Annotated in this window: 18 protein-coding genes; 7 read left to right on the top strand and 11 right to left on the bottom strand. The window is 36.2% G+C overall.

Annotated features, from left to right (window positions below; genetic code table 11):
* Positions 1-29: 29 nt before the first annotated feature.
* A complete protein-coding gene (gene metK / locus CJF12_RS15575) occupies positions 30-1,310 on the bottom strand; it encodes a methionine adenosyltransferase (RefSeq protein ID WP_034684186.1) in 1,281 nt (426 codons plus the stop codon).
* Between the two features lie 234 nt (positions 1,311-1,544).
* Positions 1,545-2,495 carry a LysR substrate-binding domain-containing protein gene (locus CJF12_RS15570; protein WP_034684185.1) on the bottom strand — a complete coding sequence of 317 codons (951 nt, stop codon included), beginning with the start codon at positions 2,493-2,495 and terminating at the stop codon, positions 1,545-1,547.
* Positions 2,496-2,614: 119 nt separating this feature from the next.
* On the opposite strand from CJF12_RS15570, the gene CJF12_RS15565 reads away from it, so the two are divergent.
* From CJF12_RS15565 to CJF12_RS15545, 5 genes are all read left to right on the top strand, one after another.
* Entirely contained in the window at positions 2,615-4,102 is a 1,488-nt protein-coding gene (locus tag CJF12_RS15565) for a catalase (RefSeq protein ID WP_034684183.1), read from the top strand.
* A gap of 106 nt (positions 4,103-4,208) precedes the next feature.
* Complete coding sequence (locus tag CJF12_RS15560) at positions 4,209-4,976, top strand: enoyl-CoA hydratase/isomerase family protein (protein ID WP_034684181.1); 768 nt, start codon at positions 4,209-4,211, stop codon at positions 4,974-4,976.
* Between the two features lie 45 nt (positions 4,977-5,021).
* Positions 5,022-5,444, top strand: coding sequence for a deoxycytidylate deaminase (locus CJF12_RS15555; protein WP_034684178.1), 423 nt, complete (start codon positions 5,022-5,024; stop codon positions 5,442-5,444).
* Positions 5,445-5,449: 5 nt separating this feature from the next.
* The gene (gene xerD, locus CJF12_RS15550; RefSeq protein ID WP_034684175.1) at positions 5,450-6,361 is read left to right on the top strand and encodes a site-specific tyrosine recombinase XerD; all 912 of its coding nucleotides are present in this window, start codon (positions 5,450-5,452) and stop codon (positions 6,359-6,361) included.
* Positions 6,361-6,876 (top strand): NUDIX hydrolase, encoded by a 516-nt coding sequence (locus CJF12_RS15545; RefSeq protein ID WP_034684173.1) that lies wholly within the window; start codon positions 6,361-6,363, stop codon positions 6,874-6,876. The genes xerD and CJF12_RS15545 overlap by 1 nt, the downstream gene beginning before the upstream one ends.
* Before the next feature lie 113 nt (positions 6,877-6,989).
* On the opposite strand, the gene CJF12_RS15540 is transcribed toward CJF12_RS15545, so the two are convergent.
* From CJF12_RS15540 to CJF12_RS15500, 9 genes are all read right to left on the bottom strand, one after another.
* Positions 6,990-7,448: a heme-binding domain-containing protein gene (locus CJF12_RS15540; protein WP_034684169.1), complete on the bottom strand. Its 459-nt coding sequence runs from the start codon at positions 7,446-7,448 to the stop codon at positions 6,990-6,992.
* A 4-nt stretch (positions 7,449-7,452) separates the two neighbouring features.
* Positions 7,453-9,198 carry an Ig-like domain-containing protein gene (locus CJF12_RS15535; protein WP_034684167.1) on the bottom strand — a complete coding sequence of 582 codons (1,746 nt, stop codon included), beginning with the start codon at positions 9,196-9,198 and terminating at the stop codon, positions 7,453-7,455.
* A gap of 25 nt (positions 9,199-9,223) precedes the next feature.
* Entirely contained in the window at positions 9,224-10,486 is a 1,263-nt protein-coding gene (locus tag CJF12_RS15530; protein ID WP_034684164.1) for a serine hydrolase domain-containing protein, read from the bottom strand.
* Positions 10,487-10,775: 289 nt separating this feature from the next.
* Positions 10,776-11,708, bottom strand: coding sequence for a 2-hydroxyacid dehydrogenase (locus tag CJF12_RS15525; RefSeq protein ID WP_034684163.1), 933 nt, complete (start codon positions 11,706-11,708; stop codon positions 10,776-10,778).
* A gap of 54 nt (positions 11,709-11,762) precedes the next feature.
* Positions 11,763-12,155, bottom strand: a complete 393-nt coding sequence (locus tag CJF12_RS15520) for a GxxExxY protein (RefSeq protein WP_034684162.1) — start codon at positions 12,153-12,155, stop codon at positions 11,763-11,765.
* A 74-nt stretch (positions 12,156-12,229) separates the two neighbouring features.
* Positions 12,230-12,751 (bottom strand): acyl-CoA thioesterase, encoded by a 522-nt coding sequence (locus CJF12_RS15515; RefSeq protein ID WP_034684161.1) that lies wholly within the window; start codon positions 12,749-12,751, stop codon positions 12,230-12,232.
* Positions 12,752-12,757: 6 nt separating this feature from the next.
* Entirely contained in the window at positions 12,758-13,486 is a 729-nt protein-coding gene (locus CJF12_RS15510; protein WP_034684160.1) for an HU domain-containing protein, read from the bottom strand.
* A gap of 152 nt (positions 13,487-13,638) precedes the next feature.
* The gene (locus CJF12_RS15505; RefSeq protein ID WP_034684159.1) at positions 13,639-15,780 is read right to left on the bottom strand and encodes a TonB-dependent receptor; all 2,142 of its coding nucleotides are present in this window, start codon (positions 15,778-15,780) and stop codon (positions 13,639-13,641) included.
* Between the two features lie 397 nt (positions 15,781-16,177).
* Entirely contained in the window at positions 16,178-16,942 is a 765-nt protein-coding gene (locus CJF12_RS15500; RefSeq protein WP_051887270.1) for a WG repeat-containing protein, read from the bottom strand.
* 455 nt (positions 16,943-17,397) lie between these two features.
* Between CJF12_RS15500 and CJF12_RS15490 the strand changes: the two genes are divergently transcribed.
* Both CJF12_RS15490 and CJF12_RS15485 read left to right on the top strand, forming a co-directional pair.
* Positions 17,398-20,169 (top strand): bifunctional aconitate hydratase 2/2-methylisocitrate dehydratase, encoded by a 2,772-nt coding sequence (locus CJF12_RS15490; RefSeq protein WP_034684155.1) that lies wholly within the window; start codon positions 17,398-17,400, stop codon positions 20,167-20,169.
* 62 nt (positions 20,170-20,231) lie between these two features.
* Positions 20,232-22,499: an aconitate hydratase gene (locus CJF12_RS15485; RefSeq protein WP_034684153.1), complete on the top strand. Its 2,268-nt coding sequence runs from the start codon at positions 20,232-20,234 to the stop codon at positions 22,497-22,499.
* Positions 22,500-22,525 lie beyond the last annotated feature (26 nt).

Raw genomic sequence — 22,525 nt, 5'->3', positions numbered from 1 at the left:
AAGCAGTGTAAATATCTTAAAAGAAAAAATTAAATACCAAAAGCCGTTTTAATCTCTTCTACTTTGTCTAATTTCTCCCATGTGAAGAATTCCAGCCCTTGCAACGTAAGTTCGTTTTTATGGCCCTTATTGAAGGTCTTATCAGCAATATAGTGCTCTTTCCCCATATGCCCGTAAGAAGCCGTCTCCTGATAAATAGGATTTCTTAGTTTTAAATTCTCTTCAATAGCGTAAGGTCTAAGATCGAAAATCGCAGAAACTTTTTTGGCGATATCTCCATCGTGAAGATCCACTTTTGAAGTTCCGTACGTGTTGATGTACAAACCACATGGTTCAGCAACTCCAATAGCATAAGATACCTGTACCAAAACTTCATCAGCAACTCCAGCAGCTACAAGGTTTTTAGCAATATGTCTTGTTGCATAAGCAGCACTTCTATCTACTTTGGAAGGATCTTTTCCTGAAAAGGCACCACCTCCGTGAGCTCCTTTTCCACCATAGGTATCTACAATGATTTTTCTTCCCGTAAGACCTGTATCTCCATGAGGGCCTCCGATAACGAATTTACCGGTAGGATTGATATGATATTTAATCTGCTCATTAAATAGAGCTTTGATCTCCTCAGGTTGTTGAGCCACAACTCTTGGAATCACAATATTTTTAATATCTTCACGAATCTTATTCAACATTTCTTCTTCTGTTCCAAAGTCATCATGCTGAGTAGAAACTACAATAGAATCTATTCTTACAGGTTTATGATCATCAGAATATTCAATAGTAACCTGGCTTTTTGCATCAGGACGTAAATACGTGATTTCTTTATTATCTCTTCTTACTGCAGAAAGTTCTTTAAGAATAGTGTGCGCCAAGTCTAAAGCCAAAGGCATATAGTTAGCTGTTTCGTTCGTTGCATAACCAAACATCATCCCCTGGTCTCCTGCTCCTTGTGCATTAGCCTTACTTTCGAAAGTTTCATCTGCCACTTTTCTGTCAACCCCTTGGTTAATGTCCGGAGATTGTTCATGGATCGCAGAGATCACTCCACAAGAATCTCCATTAAACATATATTCTCCTTTTGTATAGCCAATACCATTGATTACTTCTCTGGCAATAGTCTGAACATCAAGGTAAGCATCAGACTTTACCTCACCAGCCAAAACTACCTGTCCTGTTGTTACCAAAGTTTCACAAGCGACTTTGGAGTTTTTGTCATATGCTAAAAAATGATCGATTAAAGCGTCAGAAATCTGATCCGCAATTTTATCAGGATGCCCTTCTGAAACGGATTCAGATGTAAATAAATAAGACATATTATTCTTTGTTTTATTAGATTAAATATTTGAGGAATAATGTGAATAATTGCCTGGAAAGCTCAAAAAGGAATACTGTTTTAGCTTTTTTTTATAGAGGTTGCAATCAGGTCAAATTTTTCCTCGTTCGTAAACGTCTGCAAAGTTAAGCACTATTTTCTAATACTCAAAACTTTTATGATATAATTACAATTTTCTTGAAACTAGCTACTTACCTAGATTAAGAATAAAAAACTATTGTGGTTTTATGCTTACGAATTCTTTTGGATTCTCATTATAATTCAATCTTTCTTTCAATGAAGTCTGTATTGAAGAAGATAGTTCATCAATAATCTTTTGTTTAAAAGTAGGTTTGTAGTAAATAATGCTTATTTCTCGGTAAGGGAAAGGCTTTTTAAACCTGAAAACTTTACTTTTCTGTTCTTCAGACAGTTGACTCAAAGCTAATTCAGGTAAAATACTGATGCCACCCACTTTATCTACCATATGTACCAGAGTCTGGATATTTGACGCCAGGAAATCAAGATTTTTAGGCTTCAATGAATTTTCTTTTAAATGGCAGATATTCTCAAACTGATTTCTTAAACAATTACCCTCTTCAAGCAACCATACTTTCTCCACATTAAGCTCTTCAGGTATGATATAGGAATTCTTTTTATTAGCTTCAGTCTCTGAGCTATAAATCATTAATTCTTCATTGAATAGAAAGTCCTGGTAGAATTCATCCGCTGCATCATAAGGCGTAGAAATAATACCGGCATCTAGCTCCCCAGCCTTTAAAGATTTAATGATATTATCAGTTGTCATCTCCTTTACATTCATCTGAATTTTTGGATTCTCATCTAAGAAATTAAAAATCTCGCTTGGTAAAATAAAAGAGGAAACTGTCGGGATAATTCCCAGATTAATAGTTCCACCTAAAATGTTATTTAATAGGTTTGCTTTGTTCTTCAACTCATTGACAGATTCTATAATTACCTTAGCCTGATCGATGATCTGAAGTCCTACATCAGTCGTACGGATCGGGTGTGTAGTCCTGTCAAACACCTTTACATCCAGTTCATCCTCAAATTTCTGTATCATTGCACTTAATGTAGGTTGCGTAATGAAGCATGCTTGAGCCGCTTTACCAAAATGTTTATACTTATCTACAGCGATAAGATACTCCAATTGCTGAATGTTCATCTGATTAATATTATCTATTACAAAGATATGATGTTTTTGTTATTAGCAATTAAAAATTCAAGTAAATTTGATAATTATTACTTACATTACTACACAGAAAATAATCAAATCTTAGCTATATGGATACTAAAAAATTAACACTGAGCAGCGGAGCACCTTATTTTGAACATCAAGATTCGCAAACTGTGGGACCAAGAGGACCTGTATTATTACAGGATTTTATTCTTCAGGAAAACCTGGCTCATTTTGTAAGAGAAAGAATACCCGAAAGAATTGTTCACGCAAAAGGAACAGGTGCATATGGAACACTTACTGTAACTCATGACATCAGTAAATACACTAAGGCAAAATTATTTTCAAAAGTTGGAAATTCATGTAGAATGTTTGCCCGTTTCTCTACTGTAGGAGGTGAAAAAGGAAGTGCAGATACAGCAAGAGATCCAAGAGGATTTGCTTTAAAATTTTATACAGAAGACGGAAACTGGGATCTGGTAGGGAATAACACTCCGGTATTCTTTATCAAGGATGCTAAAAAATTTCCGGATTTTATTCATACTCAAAAAAGAGTTCCTAAAACCAATCTAAAAAGTGCCACGATGATGTGGGATTTCTGGAGTTTAAATCCTGAATCATTGCATCAGGTTCTTATCCTGATGTCTGACCGTGGGACTCCTCATGGCTACAGGCACATGCATGGTTTTGGATCCCATACTTTCTCAATGATTAATGAAAATAATGAAAGAACCTGGGTGAAATTCCATTTTAAAACAAAACAGGGTATCAAAAATTTCAATAACGAAGATGCAGTAAAAATGGCTGGAGAAAACCCGGATTTTGCTCAGGAAGACCTTTGCAATGCTATTGAAAATGGGGATTTCCCAAAATGGACTTTATACATTCAGGTAATGACTGAAGAACAAGCAAAAGATTTCAGATGGAATCCGTTTGATGTGACTAAAGTATGGTTCCAGGGAGACTTCCCATTGATCGAAGTTGGAGAAATGGAACTTAATGAAATACCTGTTAACTATTTTGCTCACGTAGAGCAATCTACTTTCTCTCCAAGTAATCTTGTCAACGGAATCAGCTTTTCTCCTGACAAAATGCTTCAGGGAAGATTGTTTTCCTATCCTGATGCACACCGATACAGAGTAGGTGTCAATGCTCATCAGCTCGAAGTAAACCGTTGCCCTTTTGCTACTAATAATTATCAAAGAGATGGATTTATGGCAGATGCAAAAGATTATGGAGATCAGCCGAACTATTACCCTAACAGTTTCGATGAAATTAAACCGGATGCTGCATATAAAGGCTATGATTATGAGTTAGACAGCGCTCATGTTGCTTTCTATAATAGAAATGAAAACGATGATGATCACTATACTCAACCCGGCTTACTTTATACAAAAGCAATGAATTCTGAAGACAGAGAACATCTTATTCATAATATTGTTACAAGCATGAAAGGTATTGATGGGCCGAAGAAAGATGAGATTATTAATCGTCAGTTATGTCACTTTTTTAGGGCCAATATTGAACTTGGCATGAAAGTAGCATCACAACTAAATATTAATATTGATAGCAATATGATGAATCACATTAAATAGTCATACTAAACAATATTTCAACAAAAAAGGAAAAAATATCATTTTTTTTTCCTTTTTTTTGTAAAAAAATTATAATTTGCGAAAGATAGTATTTTAAAGTGGAAAAATGAGTTACGAGAATATTTTATTAAAAAAAGAAGAAAAATTAGCTATAATTACAATAAATAGACCTGAAAGCCTTAATGCGCTTAATGCTAAAACTATTCAGGAAATCAGCTCAGCTTTAGACGAATTAAATTCGGACCCTTCTTGTAGAGTTATTATTCTTACAGGAAGTGGAGAGAAATCTTTTGTTGCAGGAGCTGATATAAAAGAGTTCAGTGATTTCGGTCAGGAAAAGGCAGAAGAGCTGGCTCGAAATGGTCAAAATTCTCTCTTTAACAAAATAGAAAACCTGTCTAAACCAGTCATTGCTGCAGTCAATGGTTTTGCTTTAGGCGGAGGATTAGAACTTGCTATGGCGTGCCATATCAGATATGCATCAGAAAATGCCAAATTGGGACTTCCTGAAGTAACACTGGGATTGATTCCTGGTTACGGAGGTACTCAAAGGCTACCTAAGCTTATCGGAAAAGGCCTTGCCAACGAAATGATCTTCTCAGCTAAAATGGTTCCGGCTCAAAGAGCAAAGGAAATCGGATTAGTGAACGAAGTATACCCTATTGAAGATTTATTAACCAAAACAAAAGAATTAGCTAACACGATTGCTTTCAACTCGCCTATGGCGATATCGAAGGCTATACACGCTGTAAATCTATCAGATACGGATCAAGGCTTTAAAACTGAAATTAAATATTTTGGCGAGCTTTTTGAACTAGCTGATAAGAAAGAAGGAGTTGCTGCTTTTATGGAAAAAAGAAAGCCTAACTTCTAAGAAGATTATTAATACAAATTATTTCGAAAAAACCAATGCTGCGGTATGAATAAGTTTGATAAAGCTTATCTAAAAATGGCTCAGGAATGGGCAAAGCTTTCCTACTGTAAACGGAAACAAGTAGGAGCTCTTATCGTAAAAGATAGGATGATTATTTCAGATGGTTACAACGGAACTCCTTCTGGATTCGAAAATTGCTGTGAAGATGCTGAGGGAAAAACACACTGGTACGTATTACACGCAGAAGCCAATGCTATATTAAAATTAGCTGCTTCTACCCAATCCGCTAAAGGTGCAACGTTATATTTAACGCTGTCACCCTGTAAAGAATGTAGTAAACTCATACTGCAGGCGGGAATTACAAGACTGGTGTATATTAATGAATATTCGGACGATGATGGTATTTCATTCCTAAGAAACCACAATATTGAAATAGAGCAAATATCTGATTGTGAATTAAAAAAATAACACAAATGACTTGGGATGAAAAAATTAAAGATTTTGAAATCTTTCTTCGGTTCGAAAGAAATTTTTCAGAAAACACTCTAGACGCATACGTTAGAGACATTAAAAAATTAAAAGAATACGTTGAAGAAGACCTGGATAATATAGGGCCCGATGTGATAGGGTACGAAAATTTACAGGAATACATCTTCAACCTTTCTAAGCAAAAGTTCAGTGAACGATCACAGGCGAGATGGATCTCCTCCATCAAAGCTTTTTTCAAGTTTTTACTTGAAGATGAAGCTCGCGAAGACAATCCGGCATCCTTGCTTGAAGGACCAAAATTGGGATTGTATCTGCCTGACACACTAAGTTTGGTTGACATCAATAAAATTATTAGTGCCATTGAGGTCACTTCAGACCTGGGAAGAAGAAACCAATGTATCATTGAGGTACTGTACGGTTGTGGACTCCGGGTTTCAGAATTGATTGACCTAAAGATTTCAAACATTAATTTTAAAGAGAATTACATTAAGGTAAACGGGAAGGGAAATAAAACCCGGTTTGTTCCATTAGCTGATTATACTGCAGAGTTACTGGAAAATTACATTAAAGAGGTGCGTTCTAAAAATAAAATCAACAAAAAATACGAAGACTCTTTGTTTTTGAATAGCAGAGGCACATCGATGTCCAGAGTTATTGTATTTTTGATTATCAAGGAACTTACTGACAAAGCGGGAGTAAGCAAAAAAATATCTCCACACACATTCAGGCATTCATTTGCTACCCATTTATTACAGAACGGTGCAGATTTAAGGTATATTCAGGAAATGCTGGGGCATTCGAGCATTACGACAACAGAAATATACACCCATCTGAAAACAGAAGAGCTAAGGGATGTTATCTTGAGTTACCACCCCCGAAATATTAATATTGCTTAATGAAAGTATTGAAATATTGTCCAAATTGTGGCAAAGAATCTCTAAACTGGGACGGCGAAAAAAAATGGAGTTGTTCTCAGTGCAGCTTCACATTATATAATAATGTTGCCGGTGCTGTGGCTGTAGTCATAAGACATGGTGATGAAGTTTACCTTACCAGAAGAAATCAGGACCCAAAGAAAGACAAATTAGATCTGGCCGGAGGTTTTGTAGATCCCAGAGAAAGTGCTGAGGAGACCTGCAAGAGAGAGCTTTTCGAAGAACTACAGCTAGATATTGATATTTCAAACTTAAAATACATTACAAGTCTTCCGAATATCTATCAATACAAAGAGATTGATTATAACACCATCGATTTGTTTTACGAGTATCGAGTACAGAAAAAATTTGAAGTCAGCATCGAATTATCTGAGATCTCCGAAACACAGTGGATCGCTTTAAAAGATATTAACCTGGAAGATCTTGCTTTTGATTCTCAGAAAAGATTTTTTAAAGAATATTTAAAGAATTTATAGATTACAAAAATTACACATTAAATATTGATAGCAGAGCCTAAGCTCTGCTATTATTTATTGTTTACTAGATCATGGGGATTGATGATACTTTTGGGTTCAAAAAGCATCGAGCTTTAATAAGCTTTTGATTTCAACATTTTTTCAAAATAATTGATCAATAGTGTTCTTTCTGCTTCCGATAAGTTAGCCTCCTTATGATAAACGATATAGCCAGGCATCGGCATCTTTCTACTTTGAAGAGCCTGAACCGTGTTCTTAAGCATACTTGTCTTTAAATCTTTATTGTAAGTCTCCCATATCGAAAAATTGAGACGTTCCCGACCTTCATTAACATGGCTTTTTATCGACCATGAGATAGGCGCTATATGGGCATATTTGGGATAAATAGTTTCATTTGAATGACAATCATAGCACGCTCCTTTAAGTAAGCTTGAGATCTTTGCAGGTGCCTTCCTGGATTCAATAAAATTAGCCTTGCTATCCACCGGCTTATTACTTTTATCAACCGGAATAAACTGAATTAGTGCAAAAGCCACCAGGGTCCAGAATACAATCTTCTTTGCTATCATCATACTACTATCTCATAGGTTGCAATACTGAATTACCTGATCTCAGCTGATTTTGATTTCTGATATCCTTATCATTCGGCTTGTTCTCAACTGGCGGTGGTGCTTTTGGAATATTCAATCCTTTCGTATCTAATACTCTGGTATCTTTCAGATCCCAATTTTCATTACTATCCCATAACGGTCTCACTATGGCGACTTTATAGTAAATATAGGCATCTTCCGCGAACGCATCATTCTGAAAGTCAGCATCATCCCAATAATTATTTTCATTGTTATCTACCAGAATTCTTACAATATATTCCCCTGGTTTTAGGATATCGAACTTCACAGCATCGCCTTTTGTATATTTCTGATAGATCACTTTTTCCGACGTATCTAACAATTGAAGCCAGTAGCTGGAAGCGGGAGCATTTTCAATCTTAAAGGCCAAGCTTCCATAATTTTCTACCTTATCCGCCTCAAAATCAAAACGTTTAGATTCAGGATTTTTATCATAGAAAGATAGAACCGTAGTCTTAGGTACAGTTAACTGATATTTCTTTCCTGCTACATAATCTGATTGTATAAGAACCTGATACGGATTGGTTTCTGATATCTTTGCCGTAAAATCTTGAGTGATACTGTCACTTTTCAGCACCCATTTATCGGTATTAATCTTATCCAGAATATAGTTCGAAGTAATTCTGAAATCAGCTTTAGGAGGCAATAGCGGACCGTCATTGTTATCGAGTTTCATGACGTTATTTTTAGCATTGTATTTATAAAACACAGAAACCGTATCTTTTTTCTGATCTACATCATAACTGAATTTTAAATTTTCAGTTACTGTCTGTCCTATATTATTTTTTACCGCATCAAACCAAATCAGTATTGAATCAGATTTAGGACGATGGGTTACTTTTATATCCTGAAGTTTTTCGTTGATAGATAATACCTTTGCATCTTTAGGATGTCCCTCGAACACCATAGAAACCCCTCCCGGCATATCTTTCATTTCTACATACTTCCAAGGCTTTTTAGATGGATAAAGCTTTAAGTTCAAGCCCGAAATGGATTTTGAAAAATCTACAACCTCTTTCTGGAAACCAACTTTTTCTTTGCCAGGATCGTACATAGAATTTCCATTTTCATCCTCAAACGCAATAATCTTATATTTTCCAGGTGATAAATAATTGAGTTCGTAATAACCATCATCATCTACTTTAGTAATGTAATAAGGCTTCTGCTTATAATTCATGGTATCCTGAACCTTATACAACCCTACAACCAGTTTATTCTCTGCTGTAGACTGTTTTTTAAAGGATAAAGCATCCTTTACGTCACCACTGATATAGAGATCATCTAATTTTTCTCCTGTAGAAAATGCAAAATTGAAATAGCGTAAAACATTCGCTTCATTATTATCTACAATAGAGTTCCCGAAATTAAAATTATAGGTAGTGTTCGCCTGTAAAGTATCTTCCCATTGGATTAAAAGATATCTGTTGGCAATATTAGAGGGCAGAATACGTTTAATTTTCTTAATAGGTGGAGAGATAATCAGATTCTTATTGATATCCTTCAGAGTAACATATTCATCAAAATCAATCCGAAGCTCTTTAATATCTCTTGGAACATTAACCCTTGTCGTATCAATATTTGAGCTTAAAAATTTTGGAGCTAAAGTATCTTTAGGCCCTCCTACAGGAGACCCTACTCTTGCACACGACTGCACAAGAAAACCAATAATAAAAAGTAGAAGAAGTCTTTTCATGAATATGTTTAGGCAAAAGTAAACATTATTCTCCAAAAACTTCATGTCCGTTTTTTAAAGAATCCTGATTGTCATTCATCACACTATGTAGTTTGTCCTTTTGAACCGGAAAATCTTCAAATAATCCTGATAGCGCAAGCGCAGTATATACTCTGTTTGAATATTTATTTCCGATAGCCACTATCGTAACTTTAGAATTTAAAAGATGGGCAAAAACAGAATTCGTTCCATGCCACCATCCATTATGATAGGTCAGTTTTTCTCCGTTATCAAAAACTTTCATTCTAAAGCCCAGACCGTAGTTATTCATTCCGGCTTTTTCATTGCTGTAAGGAGTGAATACCATCTGCATTAATTCCGGCTTTAAGAAATCCTTTGAAAACATTGCTTTTGAAAAATTAAAAAGGTCTCTTGGTGTAGTATATACATTTTTGTCCCCGTAAATAAGATCCAATCGATCTAAGGGATATAACTTATTACGACCGTAGTAAAATGACTGTGCCGCTGTCGGAATATCCTTCTCCTGGAAGATGTAGGTATTTTTCATTTTTAACGGAGTGAAGACCATTTCTTTCATAGCCTGAGGAAATGGTGTTTTTGTCACTTTCTCTATCAACAAAGCCAGTAAGGCAAAATTAGTATTACAATACATAAAGCCAGTATCTGTATCTCTAGCCAGATCAGGCTTATATTTTATAATCATATCCAGGATATCCTGGTTCGTAAGAAACGGTTTGGAAAGCTCAGCAGGAGCAGGTTGAATTTTAGTAATAAAGTACTCATATTTCGGAAGACCGCTTCGCTGGGACAGCAATGTCTGAATAGTAACATTCGGATAAGGAAAGCCCGGGAAATATTGGGTCAGGTGGTCCGATAATTTTACTTTATTAGCTTCCACCAGCTTCATCATCGCCATTGCTGTTAATGTTTTCGAAACTGAAGCAACATGCAACGGAGTATTTTTATCAATAGGCATTTGATTTCCTTCTCTTCCAAAGCCTCTATAGTTTTCATATAGGATATCATCACCCTTTGCAACAAGAACTCCTCCGCTTAAGTCACCCGCGTCCCAAACTTTCTTGTAATATTGGTCAATATAGCGAACAAGTGATGCTTTATCAGAAACCTGATCATCAGCTTTTGTAAAGACCTTATCAAGGTCTACCTTCCCGTAGTTAGGAAGGTCGGTAGCGTTTTCAGCTACGGTTTCTTTAGTTTCGGATTTATTTTTACAGGAAAAAAGAAATAAAAAAACAGTTAAAACAAATACAAAGTTACGCTTCTTCATGAGTTTCAAAAATGAGCGGCAATTTAATAAAACTCAAAATAAATATTGAATACTCTATACAAATTATGAATTATTTAACATAAAATGTGGAAAGGAGGCGAAAAGGTAAAATTGTTAAATCGTTCAATTGAGGATTTGTAAAATCGAAAATCTATTTATTTTCAAAAATGTAAATGAGCTTATATAAGAAGATATTGAACTATACGGTCACTTTGAAAATTATAATACTACAGTGAATCCTTAACCTCAAAAAACTATTTCGCGATTCAGCAATTTTGCGACTTTGCCATTAGCCAGCAAAAGAACCCAAAATCTTATCCACAATTACCTGAGCCAATTTTTCTTTACTCTGATGAGTCCATCCGGCAATATGCGGAGTTACAATGACTTTCTCAGATTCCAAAAGATATTGCAGATCTTCATTTTCTGATTCCAGGTTTTCAAAAGAAGACTTTTCGTATTCCAATACATCAAGACAGGCTCCCTTTACTTTTCCAGACTTCAAAGCTTGAACTAAACTCTTAGTTTGAATATTTTTTCCTCTTGCCGTATTCACAAAGTAAAAATCTTTTCCCATTTCCGAAATAAACTTCCCATCAATAAGATAATAAGTTTCATCGGTTAAAGGAATGTGTAGACTCAAAATATCTACAGATTTTTTTAACTCATCAAGACTTACCTGTGAAGCATATTCGTCAGACAACCCTGGAAGAATGTCATGGAAAATCACTTGGCATCCAAAACCGGAGAGTCTTTTCGCTGTAGCCTTTCCCATATTTCCATAGCCGATAAGCCCTACTGTTTTCCCCAACAGTTCATCTCCTCTGTTTTCTTCACGTTTCCATATTCCATTCTTGACTTCCTGAGAAGCTATAAAAAGACGGTTCATCAGAATCAACAACATTCCTACTACGTGCTCCGCAACAGAGTCTCTGTTTCCCTCAGGAGAATTGATCAACTGAATACCCAGTTCTTCTGCAGCCGGAATATCAATATTCTCCATTCCAGCACCTACTCTTGCAATAAATTTCAGATTTTTGCCTTTTTCAAGGAAGTTTCGATCTAAGGGGATTCTACTTCTGATAATAACGCCGTCATAACCTTCTATCTTCCTGCAAACCTCATCGTATGAAGAAGTAAAGTCTTCTTCCAAAATAAAGTTATTCGCTAAAAGCTGATCTGTAATAAGAGGGTGGTTTTTATCTAAAAGGAGAATCTTCATATATTTAAACACTAATAACACAAATTTTTATTCACAAATATCACAAATTCAAAATCACAAAGTTCCGTTAATTACTCTTTTAACTCCATTCTTAAAATGAAGGCTATTAAAGTTCATTAGCATTCCAAGTTTACAATTGCTTAAACGAAGGTACGTAAGAATTTGTGCTAAATGAATATCATTTAATCCTTCCACAGATTTAATTTCCAAAACAAATTTATTTTCAATTAGAAAATCCAATCTATACCCTACATCTAGTTTAACTTCATCATAAACTAAAGGCATTGCTTTTTGCTTTTCAATAAACAACCCATGCTTCTTAAGTTCGTAATACATACACTCTTCATAAGCACTCTCTAAAAGTCCAGGTCCTAGACTTTTGTGAATCAAATATCCAGATTCATAAACAATTCTAGATATTTCATTTTCTGAAACATCTGTCTTCATAATTTTTTGTCATCATTAAAAGATCCGTACAAATCATTTGTGAAATCTGTGCGAATCATTGGTGTTATTTGTGTTTAATTTGGCTCTTGGAATAATTTCTTAAGCTCTACAGACTCCAAAGGCTTCATTCTTCCGGAAAGAATTAATGATAATTCCTTTCTACGGAAAGCTGCTGCAAAACGAGCTTTCTCTTCATCTGTCTCAGGAAGCATCTCAGGGATTGGAATCGGACGATTGAACTCATCTACAGCCACAAAAGTATAGATCCCTTCATTGGTGTGAATTTTCTTCTGATTAATCGGATCATCCAACCAAACATCAACGTATACTTCCATAGAGGTAGAAAATGCTCTTGAAACTTTAGACTCCAGAATCACAATCCCGCCTTCGGGAATTGGATGATTAAAAGAAACATGATTTACAGATGCAGTAACAACCCTTCTTTCACAATGTCTTGCTGCGGAAATAGATGCACAACGATCCATTTTTGCTAAAAGCTCTCCCCCAAAAAGGTTTCTTAAAGAATTGGTTTCATTCGGAAGAACAATATTAGTCATGATAGTCAGAGATTCTGACGCCTTTTTTACTTTTGCCATGTAGTCTTAGTGTTGTTTTTTGGATGGCTGTATGCCTCCTTTTTTAGTCGATTGTATTAATGAATCTTTTTTTAAAGAATCTGAAATTTTAACCTGTGCAGAATCTATTTGGATCTTCGCCGGGGTCTTTTCTATTCTTCTTGTTTTCGTTTTTACAGATACACTATCAAACGATTTTTTACCAAAAAGAAGCTCTTGCTGGGTAAATGCCAGATAAATCAAACCTAAAACAGGAATAATAATCAGGAAAATCCATAGAATAGACTTGTTAAATTTATAATCTTTATCACTCTTCTCTGAACCTATGGGTTTCTCAGTATTACTGATATCAGAAAGTCTGATCTCTTCCAGACCATAAAAATCAGGATGACCAGAGGCCAATCTATTACCTTTGAAAAAAGTATGTCCGTCTTCAATAAAAATGGTTCCGAGATTCTGAATCTCTAAAGTCTGGTCTGCCTGAAGTTTCTTTTTCCAGAAATCGGTTTGAATTTGTAATTCATTCTGAGCAGAGTCAATTGAGATCTGTTTCTGATTACTGATAAAAGACACCAATTCATCTAATTCTACTTCATAATCTGATGTAAAAGCGATCTGGCTGGCTGGTGGCAGTATACTTCCATTTTCAGAATTAATGATTGCCTTAGAGTTTTCCAGAGAAAACACACCAAAGGCTGGAACTGTAACAGTACCAAATTGTTTCAGGTATTCTAGAATGTAAGCTGAAATATTCATTTGGCAGCAAATTTATAACTTTTTCATGACTTTTTATGACATTTATTTGTATAAAAAAAAGACTGCCGGGACAGTCTTAAAATCTATAATTTCATGATTAAATATCTTTTTTTAACATTTGAAAATAAATATGTTTTATTCTTATATAATCGTTATTGAATTTTCCAACTTATTCCAAACATAAAATTAATTCCTGCTTGTGAAAAGTAATACGGCTGCCCACTGTAAACTGCTCCATTATTCACATATTTCTTATCAAAAATATTGTTTACAAGGAGTTTTAAAGCTATATCATTGTTCGAAATCCTAAACTGATATTGTGCATTAAAATCAGTAAGCAGATAATCATTAAGCTGTAAATTTTTATTTTCAGTATTATCAAGATATTGCTTTCCTACATATTGATTCATCAAAGAAAACAGAAAGCTTTTGTTAGGCGTAAAATTGAGCCCCAAATTGGCAATTATGTCCGGAGAGAAGGAGATTTGGGTATTTCCTAAATCTTTAATAACTTTTTTATTTGCCATTTTAAAATCCTGATTTCTGTTCTGGCTCAAACTCACATTTCCTGAGACTTCCCACTGTTTTGAAAGTTTCGCTAATGCTCCTATTTCAATTCCTCTTCTGTAACTTTCTCCGGAGTTCGTTCTGATAAATGCGCCTACATTATTAAGCTCACCATTTAAAACCAATTGATTTACATAGTACATATAGTATAAGTTAGCAGTCAGTGAAACCTTTCCCAGCTGTTTTTCAAAACCGGCTTCGAAATCGTGAAGCTTTTCAACTTTTACATTATTATTCGCAATCAGGTCATCTCTATTCGGTTCACGTTGAGCATGTGCATAAGACAGGAATATCTTTCCATTTCCTATTCTATAATTCACTCCGGCTTTAGGGTTAAAAAACAACCAGTTTTTCTTTAGATTAGCCCCTTCTCCATCACCTGCCAATAAAATCTTTGTATCATAATCTATATTTCTAAGTTGTAAATCACCAAAAAACTCAAAATCATTCACACGGAAAAGAGCTTTTGCAAATCCGGCCACTTCATTTTTCACAGAACGTCCTCTGTAGTATTCATACTCAGCTATTTGTGGCAAATATACTCCGGTTACATTTCCGTAATGTCTTCCATAATACTGATTAGCTACCGCACCAAAATTAAGATCCAAGTTTTCAAACTTTCCGTAAAGCGTAGAAACCACCCCGTAAAAATCATTGTTCAGCCATTTCTTTCTGATAAAATCTGTTTGCAGAAGAGGATTTCCATCAATGATAGGAACTGGCAGGTTATAATTAGAGTAATGAATAGCATCTTCCTCCTGGTTTTCTTCATCTACCCTTGTATAATTCTCATAATATCCTTTTCCTTTGGTGTAATGAAACGTTGTTTCTAAGTGCCAGTTATCATTGAAATTCTGCTCCCACAATAATTGATAGTGATTTTGGCGATAGTTATCAGTTTCATTATCATAAAACTTTTCCTCGCCCGTAAACAAATCGGTATACTGCCCTGAATAATTAAATTTCGGATTCGTCTCCCACGTTTTCCGGTCTATTCCGTTCCAGGCTTGATAGGTTTTTTCTTTTCCTCCAAATGCCATCAATCGGATTCTGGTCTTCCCTTCTTCAAACAAAGCAGTAAAATTATAAGAATTTAACCTGGATGATGCCCGGTCTATATATCCGTCTGATTGAATATGGGTATACCTTCCCATCAACGAAAGCTTATTGTTCCAGAACTTTCCTGAACCTACCTCAGCTGAATATTTATAGGTACTAAAAGAGCCATAACTATCATCGGTTTTCACATAAAACTGATCTTCCGGGTCTTTCGATATAACATTAATGCTGGCTCCAAAAGCCGAAACTCCATTATTCGAGGTTCCCACCCCTCTCTGAATAACAATCTGCGAAGCAGAACTCGTAAGATCCGGGACATTGACAAAAAAGGTTCCCTGGCTTTCAGAGTCATTAAAAGGAACTCCATTCATCATAACATTAATTCCCCTTCCTGCAACACCACGAATTCTAAAACCCGTATATCCTACACCATTCCCGGCATCTGAAGTTGAGATAATGGAGGTTTGATTTTTTAAAAGAATTGGTAAATCCTGCCCAAGGTTTCTGCGATCCAGATCTCTCTGAACATTAATGATTTCTTTAGCAACAGGAAGCCTTTTTGTAAAATTAACAGCCTCAATCTCTTTGGTTTTTAAGGAATCGGTATTTTGAGTTTGAGCAAAACCCAGAGAGCTTGCAGTAAGCCCTAAAAAAAATAATCCTTTCATTCTATAAATTTTAAAATTTAATGAATAAAAGGGGATCAATAAGATATCATACAATTTCGACGTAAGATCGAAGCGTCCCTAAACAGCATTACCTGTTCCAGGTTCATTGGGTATCATCTCAGCCTATAAAAGCACCCCTTTATTTCAGCCGCGAAATTACAAAAAATATATGAGATGGAAGCTATGATGAGAGGTTCGAGATCCAGAGTACGAAATGCGTGTTACATGTTGCGAGGTGCGGGGTTTGAGTTTTGGTGTATTGCTATTTAGCGAAAATCAAAAGAAGGCATACAAAAAGAATACAAGGTTATTTCTTATCATATGACGTAGCCTTTTATAACTCGAATCCCGAAACCCGTATCGCACAATACCCCGTAACCCGCATCTCGAATCCTGCCTAATACGCCTTATTCTTCGAATCGATATAATAGTAATTTGTTCCGTCTTTGGTTACTTCAAACATCTTCCCAAGTTTCCAACTAAAGTTTCTTTTGATATTGGAATATTCAAATGGAATAATAATATTGTTATGGACATCAATCACCCCAAACCGGTCATTATGAGAAGCAACGATCATTGGATTAGAGACATCATCACCTTCCATAATATGTAAATATTCATATTGAGGGTAGATCTGGTAGTCTCTGTAGTCAGCAGCATTAACAAACTTTGAGGGTTCAATAATACCATAAAATCCATTTAAAATATAGGCTTGGTACTGCTGTTGTTTAAATACACTCTGGCATTTTCCCAAATCTGTATTTTTATATTGATAGACTCTTTTTCCGGACTGATCAATTCTGTACGAAATCAAGTCCTTTTCTACCGTAGCATATTTTTGTGTTCCGAATTTTCTGATTTTTTCATTAGGAGAATTCAATAAATTACAGTCTTCTGCAAAAAAAACAGCGATATGATATTCCGGCTCAATCAAAAATTTACCTTTTTGATTAACATATCCGAATTTCCCGTTCTTCTTTTGTGGAATGAGTACAGGAACCTCTCCATTAATAACAACCCAATCAGGATTAACTTTAGGCTCAGATACTTTTTTAACAATGGTTTTGGAATTTTTTTTAGCAGGTATTTTCTTTAAAGACTTCGCCTGTGAAAAAATAAAAACCGAAATAAATAGTGCCAAAAAATTAGCCGTTTTTCTCATATTCATCATTTTTGCAAAAATACGGCCAAAATAGAAAATATAAAAAACATATTTATAAAGAATCTAAATAATTTGATCTTCATAAAATAGTAAAATTTCGTAAATTTGGGAACATTTTTAATTGTTTGATAATTTAAAAACATTTTTTAAGATATGACATTTGATATCGATATGATCAAAAAATGTACAAATGTTACCCAAAGAGCGTTTTTGCGGCAAGACAGATCACAGGTAAGCCACTTACACATTCCGGAAAAGTCCTTTACACTCACTTTTGGGGCAGATTATCTTACAATTTTAAACAAGGTGTAGCTATACTTATTCTACACCAGTCCGTATTGCCTATCAAAATGAGACAGCTCAAAATAGCATTAATTTTTACAGACTGGTAAAGAAAAGGACGGTCTAATGACTGTTTTATAACTTGCCTTTAACAACATCGAAAAGACTTCTATATGAATATTTATAAGGATTACATCAAAGAGATTGAAGAAAGAAAAAACCAGGGGCTTAATCCAAAGCCTATTGATGGTGCTGAATTACTAAGTGAAATTATTGCACAAATTAAAGATTCAGGTAATGCAGATCGATCGGATTCTCTTAAATTTTTCATTTATAACACCTTACCCGGAACAACAAGTGCGGCGGGTGTAAAAGCTCAATTTTTAAAGGAGATCATCCTGGGTGAATCCGTAGTAGAAGAAATATCACCTGCTTTTGCTTTTGAGCTGCTATCTCACATGAAAGGAGGCCCATCTATTGAAGTATTGCTTGACCTTGCTTTAGGCAACGATATTTCTATTGCCAAAGAAGCTGCCAAAGTTCTTAAAACACAAGTTTTCCTTTATGACGCAGACACAAATCGTTTAAAGGAGGCATTCAATAACGGAAACGAAATTGCAAAAGAAATTATTGAGAGCTATGCACAAGCTGAGTTCTTCACTAAACTTCCAGACGTTCCTGAAGAAGTTAAAGTGGTTACTTTTATCGCTGGTGAGGGTGACATTTCAACAGACCTGCTCTCTCCGGGGAATCAGGCTCACTCAAGATCAGACCGTGAACTTCATGGTAAATGCATGATTACACCTAAGGCTCAGGAAGAAATCAAAGCACTTCAGGCTCAACATCCTGACAAAAGTGTTATGCTTATTGCTGAGAAAGGAACTATGGGTGTGGGCTCATCAAGAATGTCAGGAGTAAATAACGTGGCTTTATGGACAGGGAAACAAGCAAGCCCATATATCCCATTTGTCAATATTGCTCCGATTGTAGGAGGAACCAACGGTATTTCTCCAATTTTCCTTACTACAGTTGACGTTACCGGAGGTATTGGTATCGACCTTAAAAACTGGGTGAAAAAATTAGATACAGAAGGTAATCCTGTCCGCAATGAGAATGGAGAGCCTATCCTTGAACAGGCTTACTCTGTGGCTACAGGAACTGTTCTTACAATCAATACAAAAACTAAAAAATTATATAATGGTGATCAGGAGCTGATTGATATCTCCAAAGCATTCACCCCTCAAAAAGTAGAATTTATAAAAGCCGGAGGATCCTATGCTATTGTATTCGGTAAAAAGCTTCAAACATTTGCCGCAAAACTCTTAGGAATAGAAACGCCTCTTGTTTTTGCTCCGTCAAAAGAAATTTCCCATGAAGGGCAAGGACTTACGGCTGTAGAAAAAATATTCAACAGAAATGCAGTGGGTACAACACCAGGAAAGGTGTTACACGCTGGATCAGATGTTCGTGTGGAAGTTAATATTGTTGGTTCGCAGGATACAACTGGTCTTATGACTGCACAGGAATTGGAATCAATGGCAGCAACAGTAATCTCTCCAATTGTTGACGGTGCATACCAATCAGGTTGTCACACCGCTTCAGTATGGGATAAAAAAGCTCAGGCCAACATTCCTAAATTAATGAAATTCATGAACGATTTCGGTTTGATCACGGCACGTGACCCGAAAGGTGAATATCACGCGATGACCGACGTAATTCACAAAGTTCTTAATGATATCACCATAGACGAGTGGGCTATCATCATCGGTGGTGACTCTCACACGAGAATGTCTAAAGGTGTTGCATTTGGGGCCGACTCTGGAACAGTGGCACTTGCATTAGCTACCGGTGAGGCATCTATGCCAATCCCTGAATCTGTGAAAGTAACATTCAAAGGGGATATGAAAGAGCATATGGACTTCCGTGATGTTGTTCATGCTACACAAGCCCAGATGCTTAAACAATTCGGAGGAGAAAATGTATTCCAGGGTAGAATCATTGAGGTTCACATTGGAACACTTCCTGCTGACCAGGCATTTACATTTACAGACTGGACTGCAGAAATGAAAGCAAAAGCTTCTATCAATATTTCTGAAGACAACACTTTGATTGAATCATTGGAGATTGCAAAAGGCAGAATCCAGATTATGATCGACAAAGGTATGGATAATAAGAATCAGGTTCTTCAAGGCTTGATCGATAAAGCAGACAAGAGAATCGCTGAGATCAGATCCGGTGAGAAACCAGCTCTTACTCCGGACGCGAACGCTAAATATTATGCTGAAGTGATTGTTGATTTAGATGTGATTGTAGAACCAATGATTGCAGACCCTGATGTAAATAATGATGATGTTTCCAAACGATACACTCACGATACTATCAGAGCTCTTTCTTACTATGGAGGAGAGAAGAAAGTAGATCTTGGTTTCGTAGGATCATGTATGGTTCATAAAGGCGATTTGAAAATTGTTTCTCAAATGCTTAAAAACCTGGAGAAACAACAAGGTAAGGTTGAATTCAATGCACCGCTTGTCGTAGCAGCACCAACCTACAATATTATAGATGAGCTTAAAAACGAAGGGGATTGGGATGTATTGCAAAAATATTCCGGATTCGAATTCGATGACAACGCTCCTAAAGGTGAAGCTCGTGTTGAATACAAAAATATGATGTATCTTGAACGTCCGGGATGTAACCTTTGTATGGGTAACCAGGAGAAAGCAGCGAAAGGAGATACGGTATTGGCAACCTCAACCCGTCTTTTCCAGGGAAGAGTGGTTGAAGATTCAGAACGCAAAAAAGGAGAATCTCTGCTTGCATCTACTCCTGTTGTTGTTCTATCAGCTATTATTGGGCGAATCCCTAATATAGATGAATATAAAGCGGCAGTTGATGGCATTGACCTGACTAAGTTCGCACCTCCCATTAAGGAGCTTGTGAAATAATCAGCCATTGATGTTCAGCTGTCAATAAAAAATATAAATGCAAAAACATTAATTCAAAAGATATGACATTCGATATTGATATGATCAAAAAAGTGTACGAGCGTTACCCTGAAAGAATTGCAGCAGCAAGAAAAGTCGTGGGCAAACCTCTTACATTATCAGAAAAAATATTATACACCCACCTTTGGGAGGGCAATGCAACTCAGGAATATGAGAGAGGAAATTCTTATGTAGATTTTGCTCCGGATAGAGTTGCCATGCAGGATGCAACTGCGCAGATGGCTCTTTTGCAGTTTATGCAGGCCGGAAAAGCTAAAGTAGCTGTTCCTTCAACTGCTCACGCCGATCACCTGATCCAGGCAAGAATTGGTGCAGAAGCAGATTTACAGGAAGGTATCAATAAAAACTCTGAGGTTTTTAACTTTTTGAGTTCTGTTTGTGATAAATATGGAATCGGTTTCTGGAAACCGGGAGCAGGTATCATTCACCAAGTGGTATTGGAAAACTATGCTTTCCCTGGAGGTATGATGATCGGTACTGACTCTCATACTGTAAATGCAGGAGGTCTTGGTATGGTTGCTGTCGGAGTTGGTGGTGCTGATGCTGTAGATGTAATGGCTGGAATGGCATGGGAGCTTAAAATGCCTAAACTTATCGGTATCAAATTAACTGGTAAAATGAGTGGATGGACGTCTGCAAAAGATGTTATCTTAAAAGTAGCAGGAATTCTTACCGTAAAAGGAGGTACAGGATGTATCGTAGAATATTTCGGAGAGGGAGCAGAATCACTTTCAGCAACAGGTAAAGGAACTATCTGTAACATGGGTGCTGAAATCGGTGCTACCACTTCTACATTCGGATACGATGATTCAATGAGAAGATATTTAGCAGCTACAGGAAGGCAGGATGTAGTAGATGCAGCTGATAAAATTGCAGAACACTTAACTGGTGATGCTGAAGTATATGCCAACCCTGAACAATATTTTGATCAGGTAATTGAAATTAACCTTTCTGAACTAGCTCCTCACCTTAATGGACCTTTCACTCCGGATTTAGCAACTCCTGTTTCTGAATTCAGAGCTAAGGCTGAAGCTAACGGATGGCCTTTAGAAGTTGAATGGGCTCTTATCGGTTCTTGTACCAACTCTTCTTATGAAGATTTATCAAGAGCTGCTTCTATCGTTGAAGACGCTGTAGCAAAAGGTGTAAAACCTAAAGCAATCTTAGGGATCAACCCAGGATCTGAACAGGTAAAATTCACGGCAGAAAGAGACGGTTTCTTAGATTCTTTCAGAAAATTTGAAAACGCAAGAATCTTTACTAATGCCTGCGGACCTTGTATCGGACAATGGGACAGAGAAGGTGCTGAAAAAGGAGAGAAAAACTCAATTATACATTCATTCAACAGAAACTTTGCAAAAAGAGCTGATGGTAACCCTAATACCCATGCTTTTGTAGCTTCTCCAGAAATGGTAGCAGCAGTTGCAATTTCAGGAAGATTAGATTTTAACCCTATTACAGATACCTTAACTGCAGAGAATGGAGATCAGGTAAAACTTGATGAACCTAATGGTTTTGAATTACCTGAGAAAGGGTTTGCTGTAGATGACAATGGTTATCAGGCTCCTTCTGAGGACGGTTCTTCAGTAGTCGTTAATGTAAGTCCTACTTCAGACAGACTTCAGTTATTAGAAGAATTCCCGGCTTGGGATGGTAAAAACATTGAAGGGGCTAAAGTTTTAATTAAAGCTTTCGGAAAATGTACAACTGACCACATCTCTATGGCTGGACCATGGTTGAAATACAGAGGTCACCTTGATAATATTTCAAACAACATGCTGATTGGAGCAGTAAATGCCTATAACATGGAAACCAATCATGTTAAAAACCAATTGACAGGTGAATTCGGTGAAGTTCCTGCTGTACAAAGAGCTTATAAAGCTGCAGGTATTCCTACTATTGTGGTTGGAGACCAGAATTACGGTGAAGGTTCATCAAGAGAGCATGCAGCAATGGAACCAAGACACCTTGGTGTAAAAGCAGTATTGGTAAAATCATTTGCAAGAATCCACGAAACTAACCTTAAAAAACAAGGGATGTTAGGGATAACGTTTGCTAATGAAGCAGATTATGATAAAATCCAGGAAGATGACACTGTTAACTTCTTAGACTTAGATCAGTTTGCTCCGGGAAAACAGCTTACACTGGAGTTTGTACATACTGATGGAACAAAAGATATCATTATGGCCAACCATACATATAATGATCAACAAATTGACTGGTTCAAAGCAGGTTCTGCACTTAACCTGATTAAAAAACAAGAAAACTAAGATTATTAGTTATATATAAAAGCCTC

The organism is Chryseobacterium piperi, from assembly GCF_002285635.2.
In the GTDB taxonomy this organism is placed as follows: Bacteria; Bacteroidota; Bacteroidia; order Flavobacteriales; family Weeksellaceae; genus Chryseobacterium; species Chryseobacterium piperi.
The sequence above is the reverse complement of the archived record's forward strand: the minus strand, read 5'-3'. Positions and strand labels throughout refer to the sequence as shown.